We start from the raw sequence: 20,814 nt of genomic DNA, 5'->3' as shown, positions 1-20,814 counted from the left end.
AGCCACAGCCTACTCTGCACAGAGAGAGAGCAAATAACCAGTTCGAAAATTCGAAAGAATAGACTGATTTGAGGCTGGACCGTTCAGCCAGACAGAAGGGTGACGAGGGGATTACCGAAAAATAAAAACTAAAATTATCAATACATTACATTATCATGACAGGAGCATGACAAGGCATGCTCCTGTCAGAATTAACCCTATGCACCGGCCCAGAGGATGATGGCCAGCAGTTGCGGCGAGATGATCCGCAAGAACATCACCAGCGGGTAGACAGTGGCATAGGAGAGCGCACTGGCACCACTGGTCGGGTGCATGGCGTTGGCAAAGGCCAATGCGGGAGGATCCGTCATGGAGCCAGCCAGCAAGCCACAGAGGGTGAGATAGTTCATCTTGCCATAGAGACGCGCCAGCACCCCGACCACCAGCAAGGGGATCAGGGTAATCGCTGCCCCATATAGCATCCAGGAGGGGCCATCACCGTTGATCAGGGTATCAACAAAGCCGGCCCCTGACTTGAAGCCAACCACCGCCAGAAACAGCACGATCCCGATCTCCCGCAGCGCGAGGTTGGCGCTGGGGGGCATGAACCAGTAGAGCTTGCCGATGCTGCCGATCCGCGACAGGATCAGCGCCACCACCAGCGGCCCCCCCGCCAGACCCAATTTGAGAGCGGCCGGGAATCCGGGCAGGTAGAAGGGGATGGAGCCGAGCAATACGCCGAGGCCAATCCCGATAAATACCGGCAACATCTGCACCTGTTGCAGTTTTTGCTGCACGTTGCCGACCACATTGGTCACGGCCTCGATGGCATCGAGACGACCTACCAGGTTGAGGATGTCACCAAACTGCAGACTGGTCTGGCTGGTCGGTACCAGCTCGATACCGGCCCGGTTGAGGCGCGAGATCACCACGTCATAGCGCTGTTTGATGTCAAGATCGCGGATCTTCTTGCCCAGCACCTGCTCGTTGGTCACCACGACCCGCTCCACCCTCAGGTCGGTACCGCGAGTCGATAGGGAAGTGTCGACCTCTTCACCCAGCACCAGCAACACCTTGTGCAGTGCATGGCGCTCACCAACTAGGTGCAGCAGGTCGCCCAGCTCGATACGGGAATCAGGGCGCGGCACCATCAGCTCGTCGCCACGCTTGAGGCGTGAGCAGATGACATCAGACTCGTCGAGACTCGGGATCTCGCTCAGCATCAAGCCATGCATGTTGGGGTTGCGTACCGCGATGTTGATGGTCTGCAAGCTCTCCTTGGTTTTACCTGTCTGCAACTCGAACTGGGCAGCTTCATCGTCGATCTTGATGCGAAAGAAGACCCTGACCAGCCACATGGTGAGCAAAATGCCGCAGATGCCGAATGGATAGGCCACTGCGTATCCCATCCCCATCAGCCCGGTTGAACCATGGGGAGCTCCCAGCTCCGCCAGGATCTGCTGACCCGCACCAAGAGATGGGGTATTGGTCACGGCACCGGAGAAGACCCCGAGGATCACCGGTAGCGGCACATCAAACAGTTGATGAAGTGCCGCCGCAACGATGCACCCCAGGATAACCAGCAAAGCAGCAAAGGCATTGAGCTTGAGTCCGGAGCTGCGCAATGACGAGAAAAAACCGGGGCCGACCTGAATGCCGATGGTATAGACAAACAGGATCAGGCCAAACTCTTGAATAAAATGGAGTGTTTGCTCATCGAGCGCCAGCTCTGACACCCCGGCAAAGTGACCCACTATGATGCCGCCGAACAGCACCCCACCGATCCCTAACCCAACGCCATAGACTCGCCAGTTTCCAAGCCAGAGTCCCAGCACTGCCACCAGCGACAACATGCTGATGGAAAGCGCGATTTCACTCATTTCGTGCATCCTTTGCGAATTGAACTGGCCCTAGCTTGTCAGCAAACGCTGATGCCAACTGTGTGATACCGCACGAATTTATCCTTTTACGCGCCAAAAATACCAATTAAGGGCTAGTTACAAGACGTTAGGCGACGTAGCCGTAAATGGCCATAAAGTGACAAACGCTGCCACCCAGCACAAAGAGATGCCAGATGGCGTGGTTATAGGGGAGCTGCTTGGCCACATAGAAGATGACCCCGAGGCTGTAGATAAGGCCGCCAAGCCCGAGCAGCAACAACCCCTCACCGGCCAGATGGATATAGAGCTGGTAGATGACCACCAGCGACAGCCAGCCCAACATCAGGTAGGTAAAGAGCGACAACTTCTTGAAGCGGTTGATAAACACCAGCTTGAACACCACCCCGGCCAGCGCCAGGGCCCAGATCACCACCATCAACCCCTTCGCCAACGGCGTATCGAGCGCCACCAGCAGAAAGGGGGTATAGGTGCCGGCAATCAGCAGATAGATGGCACAGTGATCAAACACCTTGCACCAGCGTCTGGCACGCCCTTCAGCCATGCTGTGATAGAGGGTCGAGGCGAGATAGAGCAATACCAAACTGCCGCCATAGAGGCTGTAGCTCACCAGCGCCTGCGTACCCTGTCCCCATCCCTTGATGAGCAACAGCACCAGCCCGACAATCCCCAGCAACAATCCCGCACCGTGACTCAGCCGGTTTGCCAGCTCCTCCCGGGGGGAGTAATCCATCACACCACTCATAACATCGACTCCACAATAACTGTGGCTCACTCTACCCAGCACCATTTCGGAGTACAAGTGTTCGCTTAAAAAATGGGGTGGCTGTCACCCGCCCCCCTTTGGTGTATGCTCTGCCGCCGATGCCCGAGACAAGCGGCATAGACACCTAACCCGGTGACCTGGTCTGGAGAACCTGATGAAGTTGACTGAGTTGTTTGCACAAGCGGATCCCGCCTTTGGCGAGGCGATGAACACCTTGCTGGAGAGCTTCCACCACTCCGACGACAGTCAGGCCCCCTATCAGCGCGACCTGTTCACCCACCAGCTCGATCAATCCCGCATGCCTGCAGTCGGCCAACCTATCGAGGAGTATCTGGCGCGGCTGGCTACTCTGGTACCCGGCGCCTCGCACCTCACCTCGCCACGCTACATGGGCCACATGACGGCGCCCCTGCCGGCCTATACCGCCGAGCTGTCGCGCCTGCTGGTGATGCTCAACCAGAATCCGATGAAGATGGAGTCCTCCCGCCTGCTCAGCTTTCTGGAGCGGGAGGTGCTGGCCAAGCTGCACCGCCTCATCTATGGCAGGGACGATGCCTTCTACGGCGAGCAGATGCATGCCAAGGATGCCGCCCTCGGCGTCATGACCAGCGGCGGCACCATCGCCAACGTCACAGCTCTCTGGCTGGCCCGCAACCGCGCCTGCGGCGACAACCTGTTCGCGCTCTATGAGCAAGGCTATCGCGGTGCAGTCATTCTGGGCTCCCGGCTGATGCACTACTCCTTCGACAAGGGGATGGATCTGCTGGGACTGGGCGCCCGCAGCGTCTGGCGCCTCGAGACCGACGAGCAGAACCGGCTCAGTCTGGCTGCGCTGGAACAGGCGCTGATCCAGTGCAAAGAGCAGAAATTGAAAGTACTGGCATTGGTCGGCGTGGCAGGCAGTACCGACTTTGGCTCCATCGATCCCCTGCCTGAGCTGGCGGCCATTGCCGAACGAGAGCAGATCCACTTCCACGTGGATGCTGCCTGGGGTGGCCCGACCCTCTTCTCCCCCCGCTATCAAGGTCTGCTAGCCGGAATAGAGCAGGCCGACACCGTCACCCTGGATGGTCACAAGCAACTTCTGGTGCCGCTCGGTACCGGCATGCTGCTCTGCCGCCAGCCCGACCTGATGATGGCGGTCAAGCGGGAGGCGCCCTATGCCATTCGCGCCACCTCGTTCGATCAGGGTCGCTTTACCCTGGAGGGCACCCGCCCGGCCAACGCCCTCTATCTGGATGCCGCCTTCCAGCTCTTCGGCCAGCAAGGCTATGCCGAGCTTATCGAAGCCAACTACGACCGAGCCAGACTGATGGCCGAGCTCATCGAAAGCGACCCCGCCTTCGAGTTGATGTCTGCTCCGGTGATGAACCTGCTCTCCTATCGCTGCATCCCGCCCCATCTGCAGGGCAAGGTGCTGGATGAGACGGCCAATGCGCAGATCAACGACTTCAACGTGTCCCTGCAAAAAGCCCAGCGGGCCGAGGGGCACAGCTTTGTCTCCCGCACCCAACGAGCGGTGGTACGCTACGGTGCCCAACCGCTCACCCTGCTGCGCGCCGTGCTGCTCAACCCTCTGATTGAAGAGCGCCATATCCGCGACCTGCTGGCCGATCAGCAGCGACTGGGGATATCCATTGCACGCCAACTGTTTGGCGACGGCACGGAACCGGCGTAAAAATGAGCGGTCTTATTCATTTGCCGTTGTCCGCCATGCAGGTAGACTGGGCGAAATTTGCAGGCCATCTTTGAGGACTAGGCGCCAGACATGAAGCAATTTATTGAATTTATTCCACTTATCGTTTTCTTCGCGGTCTACAAGTTCTACGACATCTACATGGCTACCGGCGCACTGGTGGTGGTCACCGGTCTGCAGCTCGCCTATAGCTGGATCCGCTATCGCAAAGTCGAGAAGATGCAGCTCTTTACCTTCCTGCTGGTCGGCTTCTTCGGCGGCCTCACCGTCTTCTTCCACGATGACACCTTCATCAAGTGGAAAGTGACTGTCATCAACGTGCTGTTCGCACTGGGTCTGCTCATCAGCCGCTACGGCTTTGGCAAGAATCTGATCAAACAGATGTTGGCCAAGGAACTGCAGGCACCCGATGCAGTCTGGGACAAGGTCAATCTCGGCTGGGTCGGCTTCTTTACCGTCTGTGGCCTGCTCAACCTCTATGTGGCATTCAACATGCCGCAAGAGATGTGGGTCAACTTCAAGGTGTTCGGCCTGCTGGGGATGACGCTGGTCTTTACCCTGCTGAGCGGCGTCTACCTCTACCGCCACATCCCTGCCGAGCAGTTGTCCCAGCAAAAAGACGAACTCAAAAAGTAACCCTCATCAGAAAAGGATTGTCTCATGTGGTATCTCATCTACTCCGAAGATGTCCCCGATAGCCTGCCACTGCGCAAGCAAGTTCGCCCTGCCCATCTGGCTCGCCTGCAAGCCCTGCAGGATGAAGGTCGGCTGCTGACCGCCGGCCCCAACCCGGCCATCGATGCCGAGGATCCGGCCGATGCAGGCTTTACCGGCAGCACCGTCATCGCCGAGTTTGCCTCGCAGGCGGATGCCCAAGCCTGGGCCGATGCCGATCCCTATGTGGCAGCTGGCGTCTATGCCAAAGTGACCATCAAGCCGTTCAAGAAAGTCTTTTAAAACTGCGTCAAATACAAAGAGGCAGGAACGGATGTACAACCCGCTCCGGCCTCTTTTTATTGCGCGATGCTCAGCGCACCAACAAGGTCACGCTCTGGCGACAAACCAGGGATTGAGGATATCGGGCTTGTTGTAGGCAAGGGGTGAGCCATCGAGTCGGGTGACGCTGCCGCCCGCCCCCTCCAGCACCGCCTGCGCCGCACCGGTATCCCACTCGCAAGTAGGAGCAAGGCGCGGATAGAGCTCGGCGCCCCCCTCGGCAATGATGCAGAACTTGAGGGAGCTGCCCATCGAGACCAGCTCGATCTCGCCAAAAGGAGCCAAGAAATCGAGGGTCTCCTGCGACAGGTGGTTGCGACTGCCCACCACTCGCCACGCCTCGCCTTCACGATGAGGCCGGGTCTGGATAGGCTCGCGCTTGCCATCGGCGATGCGCCAGGCACCGAGACCCTTTCCGCCATACCAGAGCTTGTCCAGCACTGGGGCATAGACCAGCCCCCAGCGCGGCGCCCCCTCTTCAATCAGCGCGATATTGACGGTGAACTCGCCGTTGCGGGAGACAAACTCCTTGGTGCCATCGAGGGGATCCACCAGCCAGTAGCGTGACCAGCCGTGGCGCGCCGCCATCACCTCGGGCCCCGACTCCTCCGACAACACAGGAATATTAGGAGTCAGCCGTGCCAACCCCTGAACGATCACCTCATGAGCCCCCTTGTCGGCAGCGGTAAGCGGGCTCTCGTCGCTCTTGTACTCCACCGCGAAGGGCTGGCTGTAGATGGCCATGATGGCCGCCCCCGCCGCGCGGGCGACAGGTTCAAGTTCGGTGATATCGGGGTGGTGCAGGGGGTGATCCATAACAATCTCGTCCAACTCACAGAGTCAACCAGTGTAACCCTTTTGACATCAACTGCTTATAGCCGATTGTGCTGGGTTATTACAGCTCTATAGCCGCCAACCCATTGCCCTCACTTGAACAACACCTGAAATAACAAAGGACGCCGTGGCGTCCCTTGTTATTTCTAGCGGCCGGTCTCAGGCCGCGGGCCTATTTTGCAACTCAGATCCCCTGACGGGCTTCCTGCATCAGCAGGCGCATGTCGCTCACGGCTTTGGCCAAACCATCGAAGGCGGCGCGGCCGATGATGGCGTGGCCGATGTTGAGCTCATAGAGCTCGGGGATGGCGGCGATGGCCTTGACGTTGTGGTAGTGCAGGCCGTGACCGGCATTGACCTTCAAGCCCTTGCCAGCGGCATAGGAGGCGCCGGCGGCGATGCGCTTGAACTCGGCGTTGCGCTCGGCATCTGTGGTGGCATCGGCATAGCGGCCGGTGTGGATCTCGATAAAGGGGGCGCCACTCTCAGCAGCTGCATCGATCTGGATTGGGTCGGCGTCGATAAAGAGGGATACCTGAGCCCCCACCGCGGAGAGGCGGGCAACTGCGTCAGTCACCTTGTCCAGCTGACCGGCCACGTCCAGACCGCCCTCGGTGGTCACTTCGGTGCGCTTCTCCGGCACCAGACAGACGAAGTGGGGCTTGATACGGCAGGCGATGCCGATCATCTCTTCGGTCACCGCCATCTCCAGGTTCATTCTGGTCTGGATAGTCTGGCGCAGGATCTCCACATCGCGATCGGTGATGTGGCGGCGATCTTCACGCAGATGCACGGTAATGCCATCGGCCCCTGCCTGTTCTGCCACAAAAGCGGCCTGTACCGGATCCGGATACTGGGTGCCACGGGCGTTGCGCAGAGTCGCGATATGGTCGATGTTCACACCCAGATAGATTTCACTCATTGAGAACTCCTTGAAAGGCTTCATCTGTTGACTGCGCGGTCAGCGAATCACACCGCGCCAATATCCGTATGTCTGTAATCTGTGTCAGCCTTGCATACTGGCTTTGCGTTTTAAAAACAGCTCCCGGCTCTTTAGCTGACGTTTGCCCAGATAGGGTTGCAGTGCCAGTCGGCTGAAACGTTTGGCCGCCTGCAGCAAGGGAGGGGAATCGAAACGTCCCTCGGCAAAGGCGAGCAGGTGGGCACCGAGAAACAGGGTACGGGGATCCGGCGCCCGCTCGCAAGCAACAAAGCCCAATTCACGCTCGAAGCCATAGAGCAAGGTCGGCTCGATGGGCGACTCGTCGTCCGCCGTGTATTCGAAATCCACCGCATAGCCGAGCGCCTGCAACAGCAGGAACTCGAAGCGGCGCAGCGGCAGCTCCGGCGTCTCGCCATCGGCCAGCGCCATGATGGCACGGGCATAGGCATCGAACACTTCGGGGAACGGGGTGTGCGCTTCCAGCAGGTAGTAGACCAGCTCGTTGAGATAGAGGCCGTAGAAGAGGCGATCGCCGCCGAGTCGCAGGGAGTGATCCGGGCATTCGACCTGGGTGAGGTTCTTGAGATCGCCCTTGCCGCGCCAAGCGATGGTGAGCAGGGTAAAGGGTTGCAGCAGCCCCTTGAGAGGGGAGCGTGGCCCGCGAGAACCGCGAGCCACCAGAGTAAATCGGCCACTATCCTGGGTGAAGACCTCGACCAGCTGGCTGGTCTCCCGATAGGGCCGACTGTGGATGACGAAAGCCGGGGTCAGCAATCAGTCGTCACCATACCCGAGGCTACGCAGGGCGCGCTCATCATCAGCCCAGCCCGACTTGACCTTGACCCACAGCTCGAGGTGCACCTTGTTCTGGAACAGACGCTCCATATCGAGGCGCGCCTCGGTGCCGATGGTCTTGATCTTCTCACCCTTGTTGCCGATGACCATCTTCTTCTGGCCATCGCGCTCGACCAGGATCAGGCCGTGGATGTGGTAGAGACCGTTCTCTTCCACCTTGAAGCGCTCGATCTCCACCGTCACCGAGTAGGGCAGCTCCTCGCCGGTGAAGCGCATCAGCTTCTCGCGGATGATTTCGGAGGCCATAAAGCGGGACGAGCGGTCGGTCACGTAATCTTCCGGGAAGAAGTGGACGTTTTCCGGCAGCAGATCCTTGGCCCACTCGCGGATCTTCTCCACGTTGGTGCCCTTTTCGGCACTGATGGGCAGAATATGGGCAAAGTTCATCTGTTGGCCCAGCCACTCGAGGTGGGGCAGCAGATCTTCTTTCTCTTTGACGTTGTCAATCTTGTTGACCGCCAGCACCACCGGGCACTTGAGATTGCGCAGCTTGCCCAGCACCATCTCGTCGTCTTTGGTCCAGTGGGTACCGTCGACCATGAACACCACCATGGCCACATCCCCCAGCGAACTGGTGGCGGCACGGTTCATCAGGCGGTTGATGGCCCGTTTCTCTTCAATGTGCAGACCCGGGGTATCTACATAGATGGTCTGGTAGTTATCCTCTGTGTCGATCCCCAAAATCCGGTGACGGGTGGTCTGGGGTTTCTTCGAGGTAATGCTGACCTTCTGGCCAAGCAGCTTGTTGAGCAGGGTGGACTTGCCCACGTTCGGGCGGCCCACGATGGCGACAAAGCCGCAGTAGGTAGTATCTGTCATGACAGTTTTTCCAATGCTTGCTGCGCCGCGGCCTGTTCGGCCTTGCGACGGCTGGTGCCGACCCCGACGAGAGGACCATCCAGACCTTCCACGTCACACTGGACAGTGAACTCCTGATTGTGGGCCTCGCCCTTGACGTTGGTCACGGTGTAGGTCGGCAGGGATTTGCGGCTTCCCTGCAAAATTTCTTGCAGACGGGTCTTGGGATCTTTCTGCTCGATGCCCGGCTTGATCTCTTCCAGGCGGCTGGCATACCAGCTCAGCAGCAGTGTCCGCACCGTCTCAAGATTGGTATCCAGATAGACGGCACCGATCACCGCCTCGACCGTATCGGCCAGAATGGATTCGCGGCGAAAACCGCCGCTCTTGAGTTCGCCGGGGCCGAGGATCAGGTGATCACCAAGGTCAAACTCCCGGCCCAGTTCGGCCAGGGTCTTCTCACGCACCAGGGTGGCGCGCATCCGGCTGAGATCCCCTTCCGCCGCTTGCGGGAAGCGGTGGAAGAGATCGTCGGCAATCACCAGACTCAAAATCGAGTCACCCAGAAATTCCAGTCGTTCATTGTGACGGGAACCGGCGCTGCGGTGAGTCAGCGCCCGGGTCAGCAGTTCCAGATCCGCAAAGACATGCCCGAGACGGGACTGCAGTCTGTTCATCTTGATATTCATTTACTTGATTCCGCCAATGCGGTTGAAGCGCACACCTGTCGGTACCCAACTTGGCAGCAGGGAGCCTTCTTCGCGCTCGAATTCAAAACTTATCCAGATAGCGACCGCCTTGCCGACCAGATTCTGCTCGGGCACAAAGCCCCAGAAGCGGCTGTCGGTGCTGTTGTCGCGGTTGTCGCCCATCACGAAATACTGGCCTTCCGGTACCACCCACTCGTCGGGGTAGGTGCCGGGCTGGCGATAGTAACGGCCAACCATGTCGGGCATCAGCGGATTGCGCAGGGTCTCGTGGGAGACATCACCCAACTGCTCGGTATAGCGGTCAAGGGGGATCCCCATCTGGGTAAATTCGCCTCTTTGTTCAAACTTGACGTCGAGCTTCTTGAAGCCCGGGCACGTTTTCCCTTCCTGCTCTTCGCACTTGGGCCGGATCATCAGCTCCTTGTTGCGATAGATGACCCGATCACCCGGCATGCCGACCACCCGCTTGATGTAGTCAACGCGCGGTTCAAGGGGATACTTGAACACCACCACGTCGCCACGCTTGGGCTCGCCAGTCTCGAGGAACTTGGTGTTGGTCACCGGATCCCGCAGACCATAGGCAAATTTTTCCACCAGGATGAAGTCGCCCACCAGCAGGGTGGGCATCATGGAACCTGACGGGATCTGGAACGGTTCAAAAATGAACGAACGCAGGATCAGCACAAAGGTGATGACCGGGAAGACCCCGGCGGTCTGTTCAATCCAGACCGGCACAGGGGCCACCTTGGCCAGGGTCTTCTCATCCAGGTGGGCACCGCCATGGGCACGAGCCACGGCAATCTTGGCGGCGCGCTGCTTGGACCAAATCATCTTGTCCAGACACCAGATAACACCGGTGATCGCGCAGACCACCACCAGGATCAGGGAAAACGTGCTTGCCATCTATTAATCCTTTCCGACGTGGAGAATCGCGAGGAAGGCTTCCTGCGGCACGTCGACACGGCCGAGGGACTTCATCCGCTTCTTACCTTCTTTCTGCTTGTTCAGCAGTTTCTTCTTACGACTCACGTCACCACCGTAACACTTGGCGGTTACGTCTTTACGCAACGCCTTGACGGTGCTGCGCGCGATGATCTGGTTGCCGATGGCCGCCTGAATGGCGATATCGAACATCTGGCGCGGGATCAGCTCGCGCATCTTCTCCACCACCTGACGACCGCGATACTGGGCGTTGTCCTTGTGGGTGATGATGGCCAGGGCATCGACGCGCTCACCGTTGATCATGATGTCCAGACGGACCATGTCGGAGGTTTCGAAACGCTTGAAGCCGTAATCCAGCGAGGCGTAACCGCGACTGGTGGATTTCAGACGGTCGAAGAAGTCGAGCACCACTTCCGCCATCGGGATTTCATAGGTCAGTGCCACCTGCTTGCCGTGGTAGACCATGTTGGTCTGCACGCCACGCTTCTCGATACAGAGGGTGATCACGTTGCCCATGTACTCCTGCGGCAGCAGGATGTGACACTCGGCGATCGGCTCGCGCATCTCCTTGATGCTGGTGATGGCAGGCATCTGGGCCGGGCTGTCGATATGGATGGTGGAGCCGTCGGTCAGCTCGATCTCATACACTACTGTCGGCGCCGTGGTGATCAGATCCAGATCGTATTCACGCTCCAGCCGCTCCTGAATGATCTCCATGTGCAGCATGCCGAGGAAGCCGCAACGGAAGCCGAAGCCCAGCGCAGTGGAGCTCTCCGGTTCGAAGAACAGGGAGGCATCGTTCAGGGAGAGCTTGTCGAGGGCGTCACGGAACGACTCGTAGTCATCGCTGGAGATAGGGAACAGACCCGCATAAACCTGCGGCTTCACCTTCTTGAAGCCAGCCAGCGCCTTGTCGGCACCGTTCTTGGCCTGAGTCAGGGTATCGCCCACCGGCGCGCCGTGGATGTCCTTGATACCGCAGACAACCCAACCTACCTCGCCGCAACCCAGACCCTGAGTATCCACCTGCTTGGGTGTGAAGATACCGATACGATCGACACCCCACACCTGACCGGTGCTCATCACCTTGATCTTGTCGTTCTTCTTCAGGGAACCGTTCTTGATCCGCACCAAAGAGACAACGCCCAGATAGGAGTCGAACCAGGAGTCGATGATCAGCGCCTGCAGCGGGGCATCCGGGTCACCTTCCGGCGCCGGGATCTTGGCGACGATCTCTTCCAACACCAGGTCAACACCCAGACCGGTCTTGGCGGAGCAGCGCACCGCATCGACCGCGTCGATACCGACGATGTCTTCGATCTCCTCGGCAACCCGCTCCGGCTCTGCGGCCGGCAGGTCAATCTTGTTCAGCACCGGCACCACTTCCAGATCCATTTCCATGGCGGTATAGCAGTTGGCCAGAGTCTGTGCCTCAACCCCCTGGCCGGCATCCACCACCAGCAGCGCCCCTTCACAGGCCGCCAAAGAGCGGGAGACCTCGTAGGAGAAATCCACGTGGCCCGGGGTGTCGATAAAGTTCAGCTGGTAGGTGTTACCGTCTTGTGCCTGGTAGTTCAGGGTCACACTCTGTGCTTTGATGGTAATGCCGCGCTCGCGCTCCAGATCCATGGAGTCAAGCACCTGAGCCTGCATCTCGCGGTCGGACAAGCCACCGCAAGTCTGGATCAGACGGTCCGACAGGGTCGATTTACCGTGGTCGATGTGCGCAATAATCGAAAAGTTACGAATGTGTTTCATCGAGCAAGAGTCACTCAAAATTAGTTAAGGTCAGTTATGGAGGCGCGATTTTACTGGATAACCCGGCTGACGGCCATTCTTTAGTCGCCAGCGCCAGTGAAATAGCGCCTGTTCAGTCAGGGGAGGATGCGGACAGGGACGACCACGCCGAGCATCTGCGGGCCGTAGCACCCCTGATCCAGGCGGTTGGAAAAGTAACGAACCAGTAAAAAGCCCAGCACGCCCCCAAGCAGGCAGCAGATAATGGTGATCCCCTCCCCCCCCGAGAGCAGCGGTGCCAGCCAGAGCTGCCCCAGCAAGGCGCCAGCAAGCAGGCAAAACAGCGGCAACACATAGACCAGCGCCGCCCCGCGCAGCAGACTCTCTTGCGGGATACCGAGCCTCACTTGCTGGCCAACCCGCACCTCGGCGGTCAGCCTGACCCGCAAGCGGGGAGCTTTTAGGGGAAATGCCTTGGCCACGGTGCCGGTACCGCAGTTGGATTGCTGCTGACAACCACTGCAGGCGGAGCGACGCTCGCACTCCACCCAAGCATGGTCACCCTCAATGGCCACCACGGTCGCCAGCTCTTCACTCATCTCATTCACGGCAACACCTCGTGCTCATGCAATGGCAGGATCTGAACACGACTCACAGCCAACGGCAAGCCGCACACTACTGTGAACCCAGAACATGGACTCACTGCACCGCTTCGTTGCGAGCCAGCGGCTGCACCGACTCGGCGATGCGCTTGGCGGTCTCGGCCGGCACCTCACCGACCACGGTGATCTCGACCCCCACCTCGTTGACATAGCTCACCAGCGAAGTCGCCCCCTGGCGGATCAGCTGCTGGCGCACCGCCTGCTTGGGATCAACCCGGGAGACGTAGACCGAGAGATCCACCAGCCCGTCGGAGAGCATCATGTAATCCACCGGCATACTGGTGGTCACCAGCTGGTGCCGGTCTTGCGACAGCACCTTGAAGCCATCGGGCAACCAGGTGATCTGCCAGTTCAACTGCTGTTGCGGTGCTGGATAGGCATCCTCCAGTGCAAGCGCTGGAGGCTGCTTGCTGTTTGCCAGCCTAACCAACCAGGGGGACGGTTTCTGTTGCAATTGCAAATCAACTCCCAGCACCTGCTCCACCAAACTGCCCTCCCGCTCCACCATATCGACTCGCAGCAACAGGTGACTACGCTCGTCAATCCAGAGTACAAAACCATATTTGTCAGCTTCTTTGGGCACTAATCTGACGACTTGAGTGACCTCGCCAGCCACCCGGCTACGGCCAGCCAGCACAGGATCATAACTCTCCAGCACCTGTGCCAGCGGCATCTTTACCAGGGTCGACCAGATACCGGGGAAGCGGGCATCCTTCAAGGTGTAGGGGTCATGGCTGTTCTCGAAAAAGGTGAACTCGTTCTGACGCTGGAGATACTCGATGGCCTTGCCGTCAAGGTAACTGAGGTGGGCTACCTCCTTACCATCAATCACGGCATGGCTGATCCGGATCGGCTCAAGACGCCCCTGACGGGCCTTGACCATAGACAACTCGAAATTCTGTTGCTGCACGGCACTCTGCATCTGCTGCAACAAGGCCTCGGCCGACTTGTCGTCGGCCGAGGCCTTGGCGCTGATCAGCAGGAGAGAGGCCAGCAAAATACGGCTGTACTGGCGCACGTTTATATCCCTGACAACTCGTTATTGTTGGATCTGTCTGTCTTGCAACAGGCGCTGCTGTAACTGGTGATCACGCAGGAAGGCATTGATACGTTCACGCTGCTCCTGCATCTGCTGTTCGGTCATTCCCTGTTGCGGCCGAACGCGGTTACCCTCTTGCGGATAGTGGACGCTCACTGGCGCAGCACTGCCACCGATAGGTATGGTATTGAGCACAGGGTTGTTCGGTACGCCGTCCTGACCCTGGTACTGTTGCACCCCGAAAATCACGGCCGCGGCCACAGAGGCTGCGATGGCATATTGTCCCAGCTGCTGGCCGACCCGACGAAACAGGGGCACCACATTGTTGGAATCTGTCTTGATCGGTGCAACGACCGGTTGTACCACCGACGCAGTCTCAACCGGCTTGGGTGCCAGTATGGTGGGCTCATCTTCCAGTGCAGCCATGATGCTGTCACTGAGATCCAGTTGCAGATTGACCGGCAGGTCACCCCGCATGGCATCGCCGATCAGGTGGTAACGACCCCAGGTAGCTTGCAAGTCGGAGTCCATCTCCAGCTCGTTCAGTACCTCTGCGTCACTCAGGTCACCATCCATCAGGGCAGAGATTTGCTCTTTATTTGCCATAAGTTAACCCGTCTTTCCCCAGTTAATTCTCGATCAGAGGTTGCAGCTTTTTATCGATTGCTTCCCTCGCCCGGAAGATACGGGATCTGACCGTACCCACAGGGCAATCCATGATTTCGGCAATCTCTTCATAGCTCAGCCCTTCCAGTTCGCGAAGGGTGATCGCTGTCCTCAGGTCTTCCGGCAATGCCTCTATGGCTGAAAACACGGTGCGTTTGATCTCGTCAGTCAGCGCCAGGTTTTCGGGGGTTGAGACCTCTTGCAAGGCTTCACCACCGCCATAAGACTCCGCTTCGTCAGCCTCCACATCACTGCTGGGCGGCCTGCGCCCCTGGGAGGTCAGATAATTCTTCGCCGTGTTCACGGCAATTCGGTACAACCAAGTGTAAAAAGCACTCTCGCCACGGAATGTCGGCAATGCCCGGTAGGCTTTTATGAAGGCCTCTTGTGCCACATCGGGCACATCGCCGGGATTGTTGACATACCTGGCAACCAGGTTGACCACCTTTTGCTGGTATTTTTTTACCAACAGGTTGAAAGCTGCTTTATCGCCGCGCTGGACCCGTTCAACCAGTTGTTCGTCCAGTAGATTCTGGTCGCTCATCAGAGCCGTAAAACCCCCATCAGGTTATCGTTCTTCTTTTCCGGCCCTTCCTAAGCGCACAAGTTCAGACAGGGAGAATCAGAGAAAGTTCGCTTCAATTGAAAAAAATGTGATGCAGGCTGCATCCTCGCCCTCGCTTGGGCTACCATGGTGCCAGTTCTTAATCCAGGCCAATGATACTTATGAAAGCAAGTGTTGAATACCTTTGCGATGTACTGATCATTGGCAGCGGTGCCGCTGGTTTGTCCCTCGCGTTGCGATTGGCAGACCACGCCAAAGTCCTGGTTCTGAGCAAGGGGCCCATCAGTGAAGGGGCCACTTTCTATGCGCAAGGAGGCATCGCTGCCGTTTTCGACGAAACCGACAGCATCGAATCCCACGTGAGCGACACGCTCAACGCGGGCGCCGGGTTGTGTGACCCGGCAGTGGTGGAGTTCACCGCTCGCCACGCCCGCGAATCCATTCAGTGGCTCATTCAGCAAGGGGTCCCCTTCGATCAGGAGGAGAACGCCGACGGCGAGTCCCAGTACCACCTCACCCGGGAAGGGGGCCACAGCCATCGCCGCATCTTCCACGCGGCGGATGCCACCGGCAAGGCGGTGCAGCTCACCCTGATCGATCAGGTGCGCGCTCACCCCAATATCCAGCTGATGGAGCGCTTCAACGCGGTCGACCTCATCACCACCCGCAAGCTCAACCTGCCGGGCAACAAGGTACTGGGCGCCTACGTCTGGAACCGCAACGCCGAGCAGGTCGAGGTGATCCGTGCCCGTTTCGTGGCACTGGCGACCGGTGGTGCTTCCAAGGTCTACCAGTACACCTCCAACCCGGATGTGAGCTCTGGCGATGGCATCGCGATGGCATGGCGGGCCGGCTGCCGGGTGGCGAACCTGGAGTTCAACCAGTTCCACCCCACCAGTCTGTTCCACCCCGATGACCCCAACTTCCTGCTGACCGAAGCGCTGCGTGGCGAGGGGGCTTATCTGCGCCGCCCGGACGGCAGCCGCTTTATGCCGGAGTTTGACGAGCGGGCCGAGCTGGCGCCGCGGGATATCGTCGCCCGCGCCATCGACCACGAGATGAAGCGGCTCGGGGCGGATTGCATGTATCTGGACATCAGCCACAAACCGGCCGATTTCATCATCAAGCACTTCCCGACCATTTATGAGCGCTGCCTTGCAGTCGGAATCGACATCACCAAGGAGCCGATGCCCATCGTGCCGGCCGCCCACTACACCTGTGGCGGCGTGATGATCGACAACAACGGCCAGACCGATATCCCCGGCCTCTACGCCATCGGTGAAGTGACCTACACCGGTCTGCACGGCGCCAACCGCATGGCATCCAACTCCCTGCTGGAATGCGTGGTCTATGCCCATCAGGCGGGGGCCGACATTCTGGCCAAGCTGCCGATGAGCGTGGAGCCGCCGCGCCTGCCGGTGTGGGACGAGAGCAAGGTGGAAGATTCCGACGAACTGGTGGTGATCCAGCATAACTGGCACGAGCTGCGGCTGATGATGTGGGACTACGTGGGGATAGTGCGTACCAACAAACGCCTGGCCCGCGCCAAGCGCCGCATCGACCTGCTCAAGCAGGAAGTGCAGGAGTACTACGCCAACTTCCGTGTCTCCAACAACCTGCTGGAGCTGCGCAACCTGCTGCAGGTGGCCGAACTTATCGTCAACTGCGCCCTGCAGCGCAAGGAGTCGCGCGGCCTGCACTACAACCTGGATTATCCGGATATGCTACCGGACTCCAAGCCGACTGTGCTGACCCCGGAGCGGGATTAATCCCCCTTCCCGCCAAGCGTTGCAGCTATCAGTGACCCCGCCCCGGCGGGGTCACTTGTTTTCAACCGCTTTTCAGCCACAAAAAGAGCGCCGCCAGCCACATTGCAGCAGCTTATCGCGATAAATCAGCGCATGGTCATCACGGAAAGCAGGCGTCAGCGCCGAGACGGCAGAAAGTGGATGGCTCGCGCCAGCAGGCGGTAATGTTCGGGGGGAAGGGCATCGGAGAAGAGCCACAATTGCCGTGGCGACGCCGATTCAGAGCCTTCCGGCTCGGGGCAAAGCGCCAGCCTGAGCACGCCGGGCAGAATGCGGCTTTTCTTGTCGAGCTGATAGCGACGACCTTGCCACTGCAGCCACTGGCCATCCCAGACAAGCTCGAACGGGGGCTCGGCGAGCGCCCGCCAGCTCAGCCAGAGCGCCACCAGCCAGACGGGCAGCAACAGCGCCCACTGCCAACCGGCAATCAGGCCAGCCACCGGCCAAAGCAGCAACAGAAAGAGGGCCACCAGCAAATATTGCTGATGGCGGGAGGGGTGAACCGTCATGATCACCCGCTCCACGGTATTACCCCTGGCGGTCGTGGCGCGCCTGATTGCGCTCCAGGATCATCGGGATCATGGCGGCAAATGCGGGATCGGCAGGTACACCATGACCCATGCACCATTTGAACAGATCCGGATCGTCGCTCGCCAGCAGGCGGATAAAAGTCTGCTGATCGGCTTCGCTCAGGGAGTCGAACTCGTGTTCGAAAAAGGGCATAAAGATCACATCCAGCTCGAGCATACCGCGACGGCAGGCCCACTTCAGGCGGGATTTTTCAACTGGGCTCAACATGGCACTCTCCTTACAAAGACCGAGGGATGGTACCAGCTGGATTTTCCGGCTGACAAACATTAGTTACGTCTTTACCATGCAGCTCACATACTTTCTCTCTGGAATACCATCGTGAGCCTGCAACCACCTGTTTTTCCTGCCGAGCCGACCCGCTTCCCCCTGACCAAGCTGGCCATCACCCGTATCAGCGGCCAGGATCGCGCCAAATATCTGCAAGGTCAGGTCACCTGTGATGTCAACGCCCTGCAACCGGGGCAACAGACCCCGGGCGGCCACTGTGATCCCAAGGGCAAGCTGTGGAGCAATTTCCGCCTGCTCTGTCTCGACGACAGCCTGCTGCTGCTGACCAGCCCTTCAGTGCTGGAACGTCAGTTGCCGGAGCTGAAGAAATTTGCCGTCTTCTCCAAGGTCGAGATCGCCGCCGATGAGCGTCACGCCACAGGGATCGCCGGTACGGGCAGCGATGGCTGGATCGCCGCGCAGTTTGGCCTTCTGCAGAGCGGTCTTATCGACGGCGGCATGGCGGTGAAGATTGAGCAGGATCGCTGGCTGCTGGTGAGCAATCAGCAAGCCGACGCCCTGCCGCAAGGTGACGAGTCACTCTGGTGGGGGCTCGAGATCAAGGCGGGCCTGCCACACATGGAGGCGGTGCATCAGGGGGAGTTCATCCCGCAGATGCTCAACCTGCAGGCGCTGGACGGCATCAGCTTCAACAAGGGCTGCTACATGGGGCAGGAGACGGTGGCCCGCGCCAAATATCGCGGCGCCAACAACCGCGCTCTGTTCCTGCTGGCGGGGACTACCGGCGAGCCGGTCGCCAGCGGCGATACCCTGGAGCTGCAACTGGGTGACAACTGGCGCCGCAGCGGCATGGTGCTCAACGCCTGGCAACAGGCCGGGCAGGTGTGGCTCACCGCCGTGCTACCGAAAGATACCGAGGCTGACGCCCAATTCCGCCTCAAGCAGGACGAAGGCTCCCGCCTCACCCTACAACCCCTGCCTTACGCCCTGACCGAGTAAGGTCGGCTAGCGAGGCACGCGCGCCAGCAGTGCCTCCTTCAGCCAGCGCCCCGCCTGCCCCAGCGGGCGGGCGCGATGCCACTGCAACTCCAGCGCCAGCGCGTGGCTGGCGATAAAGTCCGGCTCCAGCACCACCACTTCGCCCCGCTTCAGCGGTTGATGCAGCAGAAATTCCGGAATGGCGGACCAGCCAAGGCCCCGCTTGACCAGCTCCAGCACCCCGAGATCCCCCTCGACCCACCACACCTGAGCCGAAATGCGAAAACGCTGACGCTCGCTCCCTTCCCGTCGGCCGGTCACCATCAGCTGACGCGCCCCCTGCAGATCGACCTCCCGCAGCGGCTGCTTGCGGGCCAGCGGATGATCCGGTGACACCACCAGCGGCATGGTCACCTCCCCCAGCGAATGGGCGACAATCTCTCGCTGGGGATGCACCTTCTGATAACTGATGCCGAGCTGGGCCCGGCCGGTCACCAACATCTCGGTCACATCCTCCATCAGCGGGAAGAGCAGCTCCAGCTCCACGGTCGGGTAACGAGTGGCGAATTCCTCCAGCAGGGTGCCGAGCCAGGGGAGGTGGGAGTCATCATCGATGGCCAGGGTGAGGCGCGTCTCCACCCCGGCCGCCAGCTCCCCTGCAATGGACTGCAACCGTTCACTCTGCGCCAGCAGGATCCCCGCCTCCTGCACCATGCGGGCCCCCGCGTCCGTCAGTTGCGGATAGCGGCCGCTGCGGTCAAACAGGGTGAGCGCCAGATCGATCTCCAGATTGGCGATGGCGCTGCTCACTACCGACTGCGCCTTGCCCAGCTTGCGGGCGGCAGCGGAAAACGAGCCGGTTTCGGCGGCCGCCAGCAAGATCCTCAGTTGTTCCAGTGATGGCGTCATCTTGTGGCCCTCCGGCAAGCTCTCTCATCCATCTATTTTAGCGATGGATACCAACATGAATCTATCGCTAAAGTTCTATAGATTAACCTGCAATTCGTGAATGAACCTGATTGAGAGAGTGACTTATGCGTACCCGTAACGATCGCCTGCGCCATGCCATTGGCTTTGAATTCATTGGCCTGCTGATTGCCGCCCCGCTGGCCAGCTGGGTTACCGGGGTCGGGCTCAACCATATGGGCCCGCTGGCACTGTTCTTCTCGGTGCTGGCCACCGTCTGGAACTACATCTACAACATCGGGGTCGACAAGCTGCTGCTCAAATATCAGGGCCATACCCACAAAACCCTGTGGCAACGGGTGCTGCATACCTTCGGCTTTGAGGGCGGTCTGCTGATCGTCGCGCTGCCTGTCATGTCCTGGTGGCTGAGCGTCAGCCTGCTGGAGGCGCTGGTGCTGGATCTGGGCTTCGTCGTCTTCTACCTGATCTATGCCTTCGTCTACAACTGGGGCTATGACAAGGTGTTCCCCATCCCCCGCGAAGTACCGCACGGCATGCCACAAGGGGCGCGCTAAGGCACGAATCCGTTGGATTGAAACCGAGAAGTGAAGGGCAACAAGAAAAGACTACAGAAGAAACGACACGGCCCCATCATGGCAGACATGATGGGGCCGAAAGAGGGATCAGCGCTGGCAGGCCGGCTGATTCAGAGGTAAGGATTCAGGCCTGCCCGTCGCTCAAGCCTGGGCCTTGAGCTCTTCGCCGCTCTCGTCGGCAGCGACAGCCTCTTCAGGCTGGGCCTGAGCGGCCTGCAGCGCTTCCAGCTCGCTCTGATAATCGCTCAGGATCTGCTGGGCAACCGCCATATCTCCCTTGTGTTTGCGCTCGAACAGATGGTGCTGCACCACGCCGTTGAGATACTCCACCGTGATGGGCTGCTCCAGGGTGGCCATCAGCTCCTCTTTCTCCAGCTCGGCATTGATTTCATCGGCGGTCGTGCGCAGCAGCCCGGCCAATTGAACCAACATGCGGCGCTCACCTTCGCGCAGCAGGCTCAACATGCGGTTTCTCTGCTGCTCATTCTGTTGGGTCATACATTTCCTTACGTCAATTGGGAACAAGCCCGCTCATTCTGCCCTGTCCCCATGACAGCGTCTATCTCATGCCCCCCACAAATTTTTGGCGCTGGCTCACAAATGGCTACAGATGCTATTTGA

General features: G+C 59.3%; 23 protein-coding genes. 6 read left to right on the top strand and 17 right to left on the bottom strand.

Annotated elements, in window-relative coordinates:
- Nucleotides 1-197: 197 nt before the first annotated feature.
- Both I6L44_RS00515 and I6L44_RS00510 read right to left on the bottom strand, forming a co-directional pair.
- Complete coding sequence (locus I6L44_RS00515) at nucleotides 198-1,859, bottom strand: putative transporter (RefSeq protein ID WP_216952965.1); 1,662 nt, start codon at nucleotides 1,857-1,859, stop codon at nucleotides 198-200.
- A 127-nt stretch (nucleotides 1,860-1,986) separates the two neighbouring features.
- Nucleotides 1,987-2,622, bottom strand: coding sequence for a hemolysin III family protein (locus tag I6L44_RS00510; RefSeq protein ID WP_158111314.1), 636 nt, complete (start codon nucleotides 2,620-2,622; stop codon nucleotides 1,987-1,989).
- Nucleotides 2,623-2,797: 175 nt separating this feature from the next.
- Here I6L44_RS00510 and I6L44_RS00505 point away from each other — a divergent pair, with 175 nt between their 5' ends.
- The 3 genes from I6L44_RS00505 (at nucleotide 2,798) to I6L44_RS00495 (ending at nucleotide 5,296) form a co-directional block, all read left to right on the top strand.
- Nucleotides 2,798-4,321, top strand: coding sequence for an aminotransferase class V-fold PLP-dependent enzyme (locus I6L44_RS00505; protein ID WP_216952964.1), 1,524 nt, complete (start codon nucleotides 2,798-2,800; stop codon nucleotides 4,319-4,321).
- A gap of 90 nt (nucleotides 4,322-4,411) precedes the next feature.
- Nucleotides 4,412-4,975, top strand: a complete 564-nt coding sequence (locus tag I6L44_RS00500) for a septation protein A (protein WP_216952963.1) — start codon at nucleotides 4,412-4,414, stop codon at nucleotides 4,973-4,975.
- 24 nt (nucleotides 4,976-4,999) lie between these two features.
- Nucleotides 5,000-5,296, top strand: a complete 297-nt coding sequence (locus I6L44_RS00495; protein WP_005354350.1) for a YciI family protein — start codon at nucleotides 5,000-5,002, stop codon at nucleotides 5,294-5,296.
- An 87-nt stretch (nucleotides 5,297-5,383) separates the two neighbouring features.
- On the opposite strand, the gene cysQ is transcribed toward I6L44_RS00495, so the two are convergent.
- The 11 genes from cysQ to rpoE form a co-directional block, all read right to left on the bottom strand.
- A complete protein-coding gene (gene cysQ / locus I6L44_RS00490; protein ID WP_216954307.1) occupies nucleotides 5,384-6,139 on the bottom strand; it encodes a 3'(2'),5'-bisphosphate nucleotidase CysQ in 756 nt (251 codons plus the stop codon).
- Nucleotides 6,140-6,353: 214 nt separating this feature from the next.
- Nucleotides 6,354-7,091, bottom strand: a complete 738-nt coding sequence (gene pdxJ / locus I6L44_RS00485) for a pyridoxine 5'-phosphate synthase (RefSeq protein ID WP_005335389.1) — start codon at nucleotides 7,089-7,091, stop codon at nucleotides 6,354-6,356.
- Between the two features lie 84 nt (nucleotides 7,092-7,175).
- A complete protein-coding gene (gene recO, locus I6L44_RS00480) occupies nucleotides 7,176-7,886 on the bottom strand; it encodes a DNA repair protein RecO (protein WP_058056975.1) in 711 nt (236 codons plus the stop codon).
- Nucleotides 7,887-8,786 carry a GTPase Era gene (gene era / locus I6L44_RS00475; protein WP_005335393.1) on the bottom strand — a complete coding sequence of 300 codons (900 nt, stop codon included), beginning with the start codon at nucleotides 8,784-8,786 and terminating at the stop codon, nucleotides 7,887-7,889.
- Complete coding sequence (rnc, locus tag I6L44_RS00470; protein ID WP_005335394.1) at nucleotides 8,783-9,454, bottom strand: ribonuclease III; 672 nt, start codon at nucleotides 9,452-9,454, stop codon at nucleotides 8,783-8,785. Before rnc ends, era begins: the two co-directional genes overlap by 4 nt.
- Nucleotides 9,455-10,378 (bottom strand): signal peptidase I, encoded by a 924-nt coding sequence (lepB, locus tag I6L44_RS00465; protein ID WP_005335395.1) that lies wholly within the window; start codon nucleotides 10,376-10,378, stop codon nucleotides 9,455-9,457.
- Between the two features lie 3 nt (nucleotides 10,379-10,381).
- The gene (gene lepA, locus I6L44_RS00460) at nucleotides 10,382-12,175 is read right to left on the bottom strand and encodes a translation elongation factor 4 (RefSeq protein WP_005335396.1); all 1,794 of its coding nucleotides are present in this window, start codon (nucleotides 12,173-12,175) and stop codon (nucleotides 10,382-10,384) included.
- Nucleotides 12,176-12,291: 116 nt separating this feature from the next.
- Nucleotides 12,292-12,753, bottom strand: a complete 462-nt coding sequence (locus tag I6L44_RS00455; RefSeq protein WP_216954306.1) for a SoxR reducing system RseC family protein — start codon at nucleotides 12,751-12,753, stop codon at nucleotides 12,292-12,294.
- Nucleotides 12,754-12,853: 100 nt separating this feature from the next.
- Nucleotides 12,854-13,834 carry a MucB/RseB C-terminal domain-containing protein gene (locus I6L44_RS00450; protein WP_005340930.1) on the bottom strand — a complete coding sequence of 327 codons (981 nt, stop codon included), beginning with the start codon at nucleotides 13,832-13,834 and terminating at the stop codon, nucleotides 12,854-12,856.
- Between the two features lie 21 nt (nucleotides 13,835-13,855).
- Complete coding sequence (locus I6L44_RS00445) at nucleotides 13,856-14,461, bottom strand: sigma-E factor negative regulatory protein (protein WP_005340931.1); 606 nt, start codon at nucleotides 14,459-14,461, stop codon at nucleotides 13,856-13,858.
- 22 nt (nucleotides 14,462-14,483) lie between these two features.
- Entirely contained in the window at nucleotides 14,484-15,065 is a 582-nt protein-coding gene (gene rpoE, locus I6L44_RS00440) for an RNA polymerase sigma factor RpoE (RefSeq protein ID WP_042062096.1), read from the bottom strand.
- Nucleotides 15,066-15,247: 182 nt separating this feature from the next.
- Here rpoE and nadB point away from each other — a divergent pair, with 182 nt between their 5' ends.
- Nucleotides 15,248-16,855: an L-aspartate oxidase gene (nadB, locus tag I6L44_RS00435; RefSeq protein WP_005354382.1), complete on the top strand. Its 1,608-nt coding sequence runs from the start codon at nucleotides 15,248-15,250 to the stop codon at nucleotides 16,853-16,855.
- 155 nt (nucleotides 16,856-17,010) lie between these two features.
- Here the strand turns inward: nadB and I6L44_RS00430 are convergent, their stop codons facing one another.
- Both I6L44_RS00430 and I6L44_RS00425 read right to left on the bottom strand, forming a co-directional pair.
- Nucleotides 17,011-17,403, bottom strand: a complete 393-nt coding sequence (locus tag I6L44_RS00430; protein WP_216952962.1) for a protein YgfX — start codon at nucleotides 17,401-17,403, stop codon at nucleotides 17,011-17,013.
- 19 nt (nucleotides 17,404-17,422) lie between these two features.
- Nucleotides 17,423-17,692, bottom strand: coding sequence for a succinate dehydrogenase assembly factor 2 (locus I6L44_RS00425; protein ID WP_005335417.1), 270 nt, complete (start codon nucleotides 17,690-17,692; stop codon nucleotides 17,423-17,425).
- Nucleotides 17,693-17,803: 111 nt separating this feature from the next.
- Here I6L44_RS00425 and ygfZ point away from each other — a divergent pair, with 111 nt between their 5' ends.
- The gene (ygfZ, locus tag I6L44_RS00420) at nucleotides 17,804-18,712 is read left to right on the top strand and encodes a tRNA-modifying protein YgfZ (RefSeq protein WP_216952961.1); all 909 of its coding nucleotides are present in this window, start codon (nucleotides 17,804-17,806) and stop codon (nucleotides 18,710-18,712) included.
- 6 nt (nucleotides 18,713-18,718) lie between these two features.
- Here the strand turns inward: ygfZ and I6L44_RS00415 are convergent, their stop codons facing one another.
- Nucleotides 18,719-19,600 carry a LysR family transcriptional regulator gene (locus I6L44_RS00415; protein WP_216952960.1) on the bottom strand — a complete coding sequence of 294 codons (882 nt, stop codon included), beginning with the start codon at nucleotides 19,598-19,600 and terminating at the stop codon, nucleotides 18,719-18,721.
- A gap of 125 nt (nucleotides 19,601-19,725) precedes the next feature.
- Here I6L44_RS00415 and I6L44_RS00410 point away from each other — a divergent pair, with 125 nt between their 5' ends.
- Nucleotides 19,726-20,172: a PACE efflux transporter gene (locus tag I6L44_RS00410; RefSeq protein ID WP_064339519.1), complete on the top strand. Its 447-nt coding sequence runs from the start codon at nucleotides 19,726-19,728 to the stop codon at nucleotides 20,170-20,172.
- 162 nt (nucleotides 20,173-20,334) lie between these two features.
- On the opposite strand, the gene I6L44_RS00405 is transcribed toward I6L44_RS00410, so the two are convergent.
- Complete coding sequence (locus tag I6L44_RS00405) at nucleotides 20,335-20,691, bottom strand: hypothetical protein (protein WP_047436071.1); 357 nt, start codon at nucleotides 20,689-20,691, stop codon at nucleotides 20,335-20,337.
- Between the last annotated feature and the right edge of the window lie 123 nt (nucleotides 20,692-20,814).

Origin of the sequence: Aeromonas sp. FDAARGOS 1414, assembly GCF_019047065.1 — a bacterium.
In the GTDB taxonomy this organism is placed as follows: domain Bacteria; phylum Pseudomonadota; class Gammaproteobacteria; order Enterobacterales; family Aeromonadaceae; genus Aeromonas; species Aeromonas veronii_A.
The sequence above is the reverse complement of the archived record's forward strand: the minus strand, read 5'-3'. Positions and strand labels throughout refer to the sequence as shown.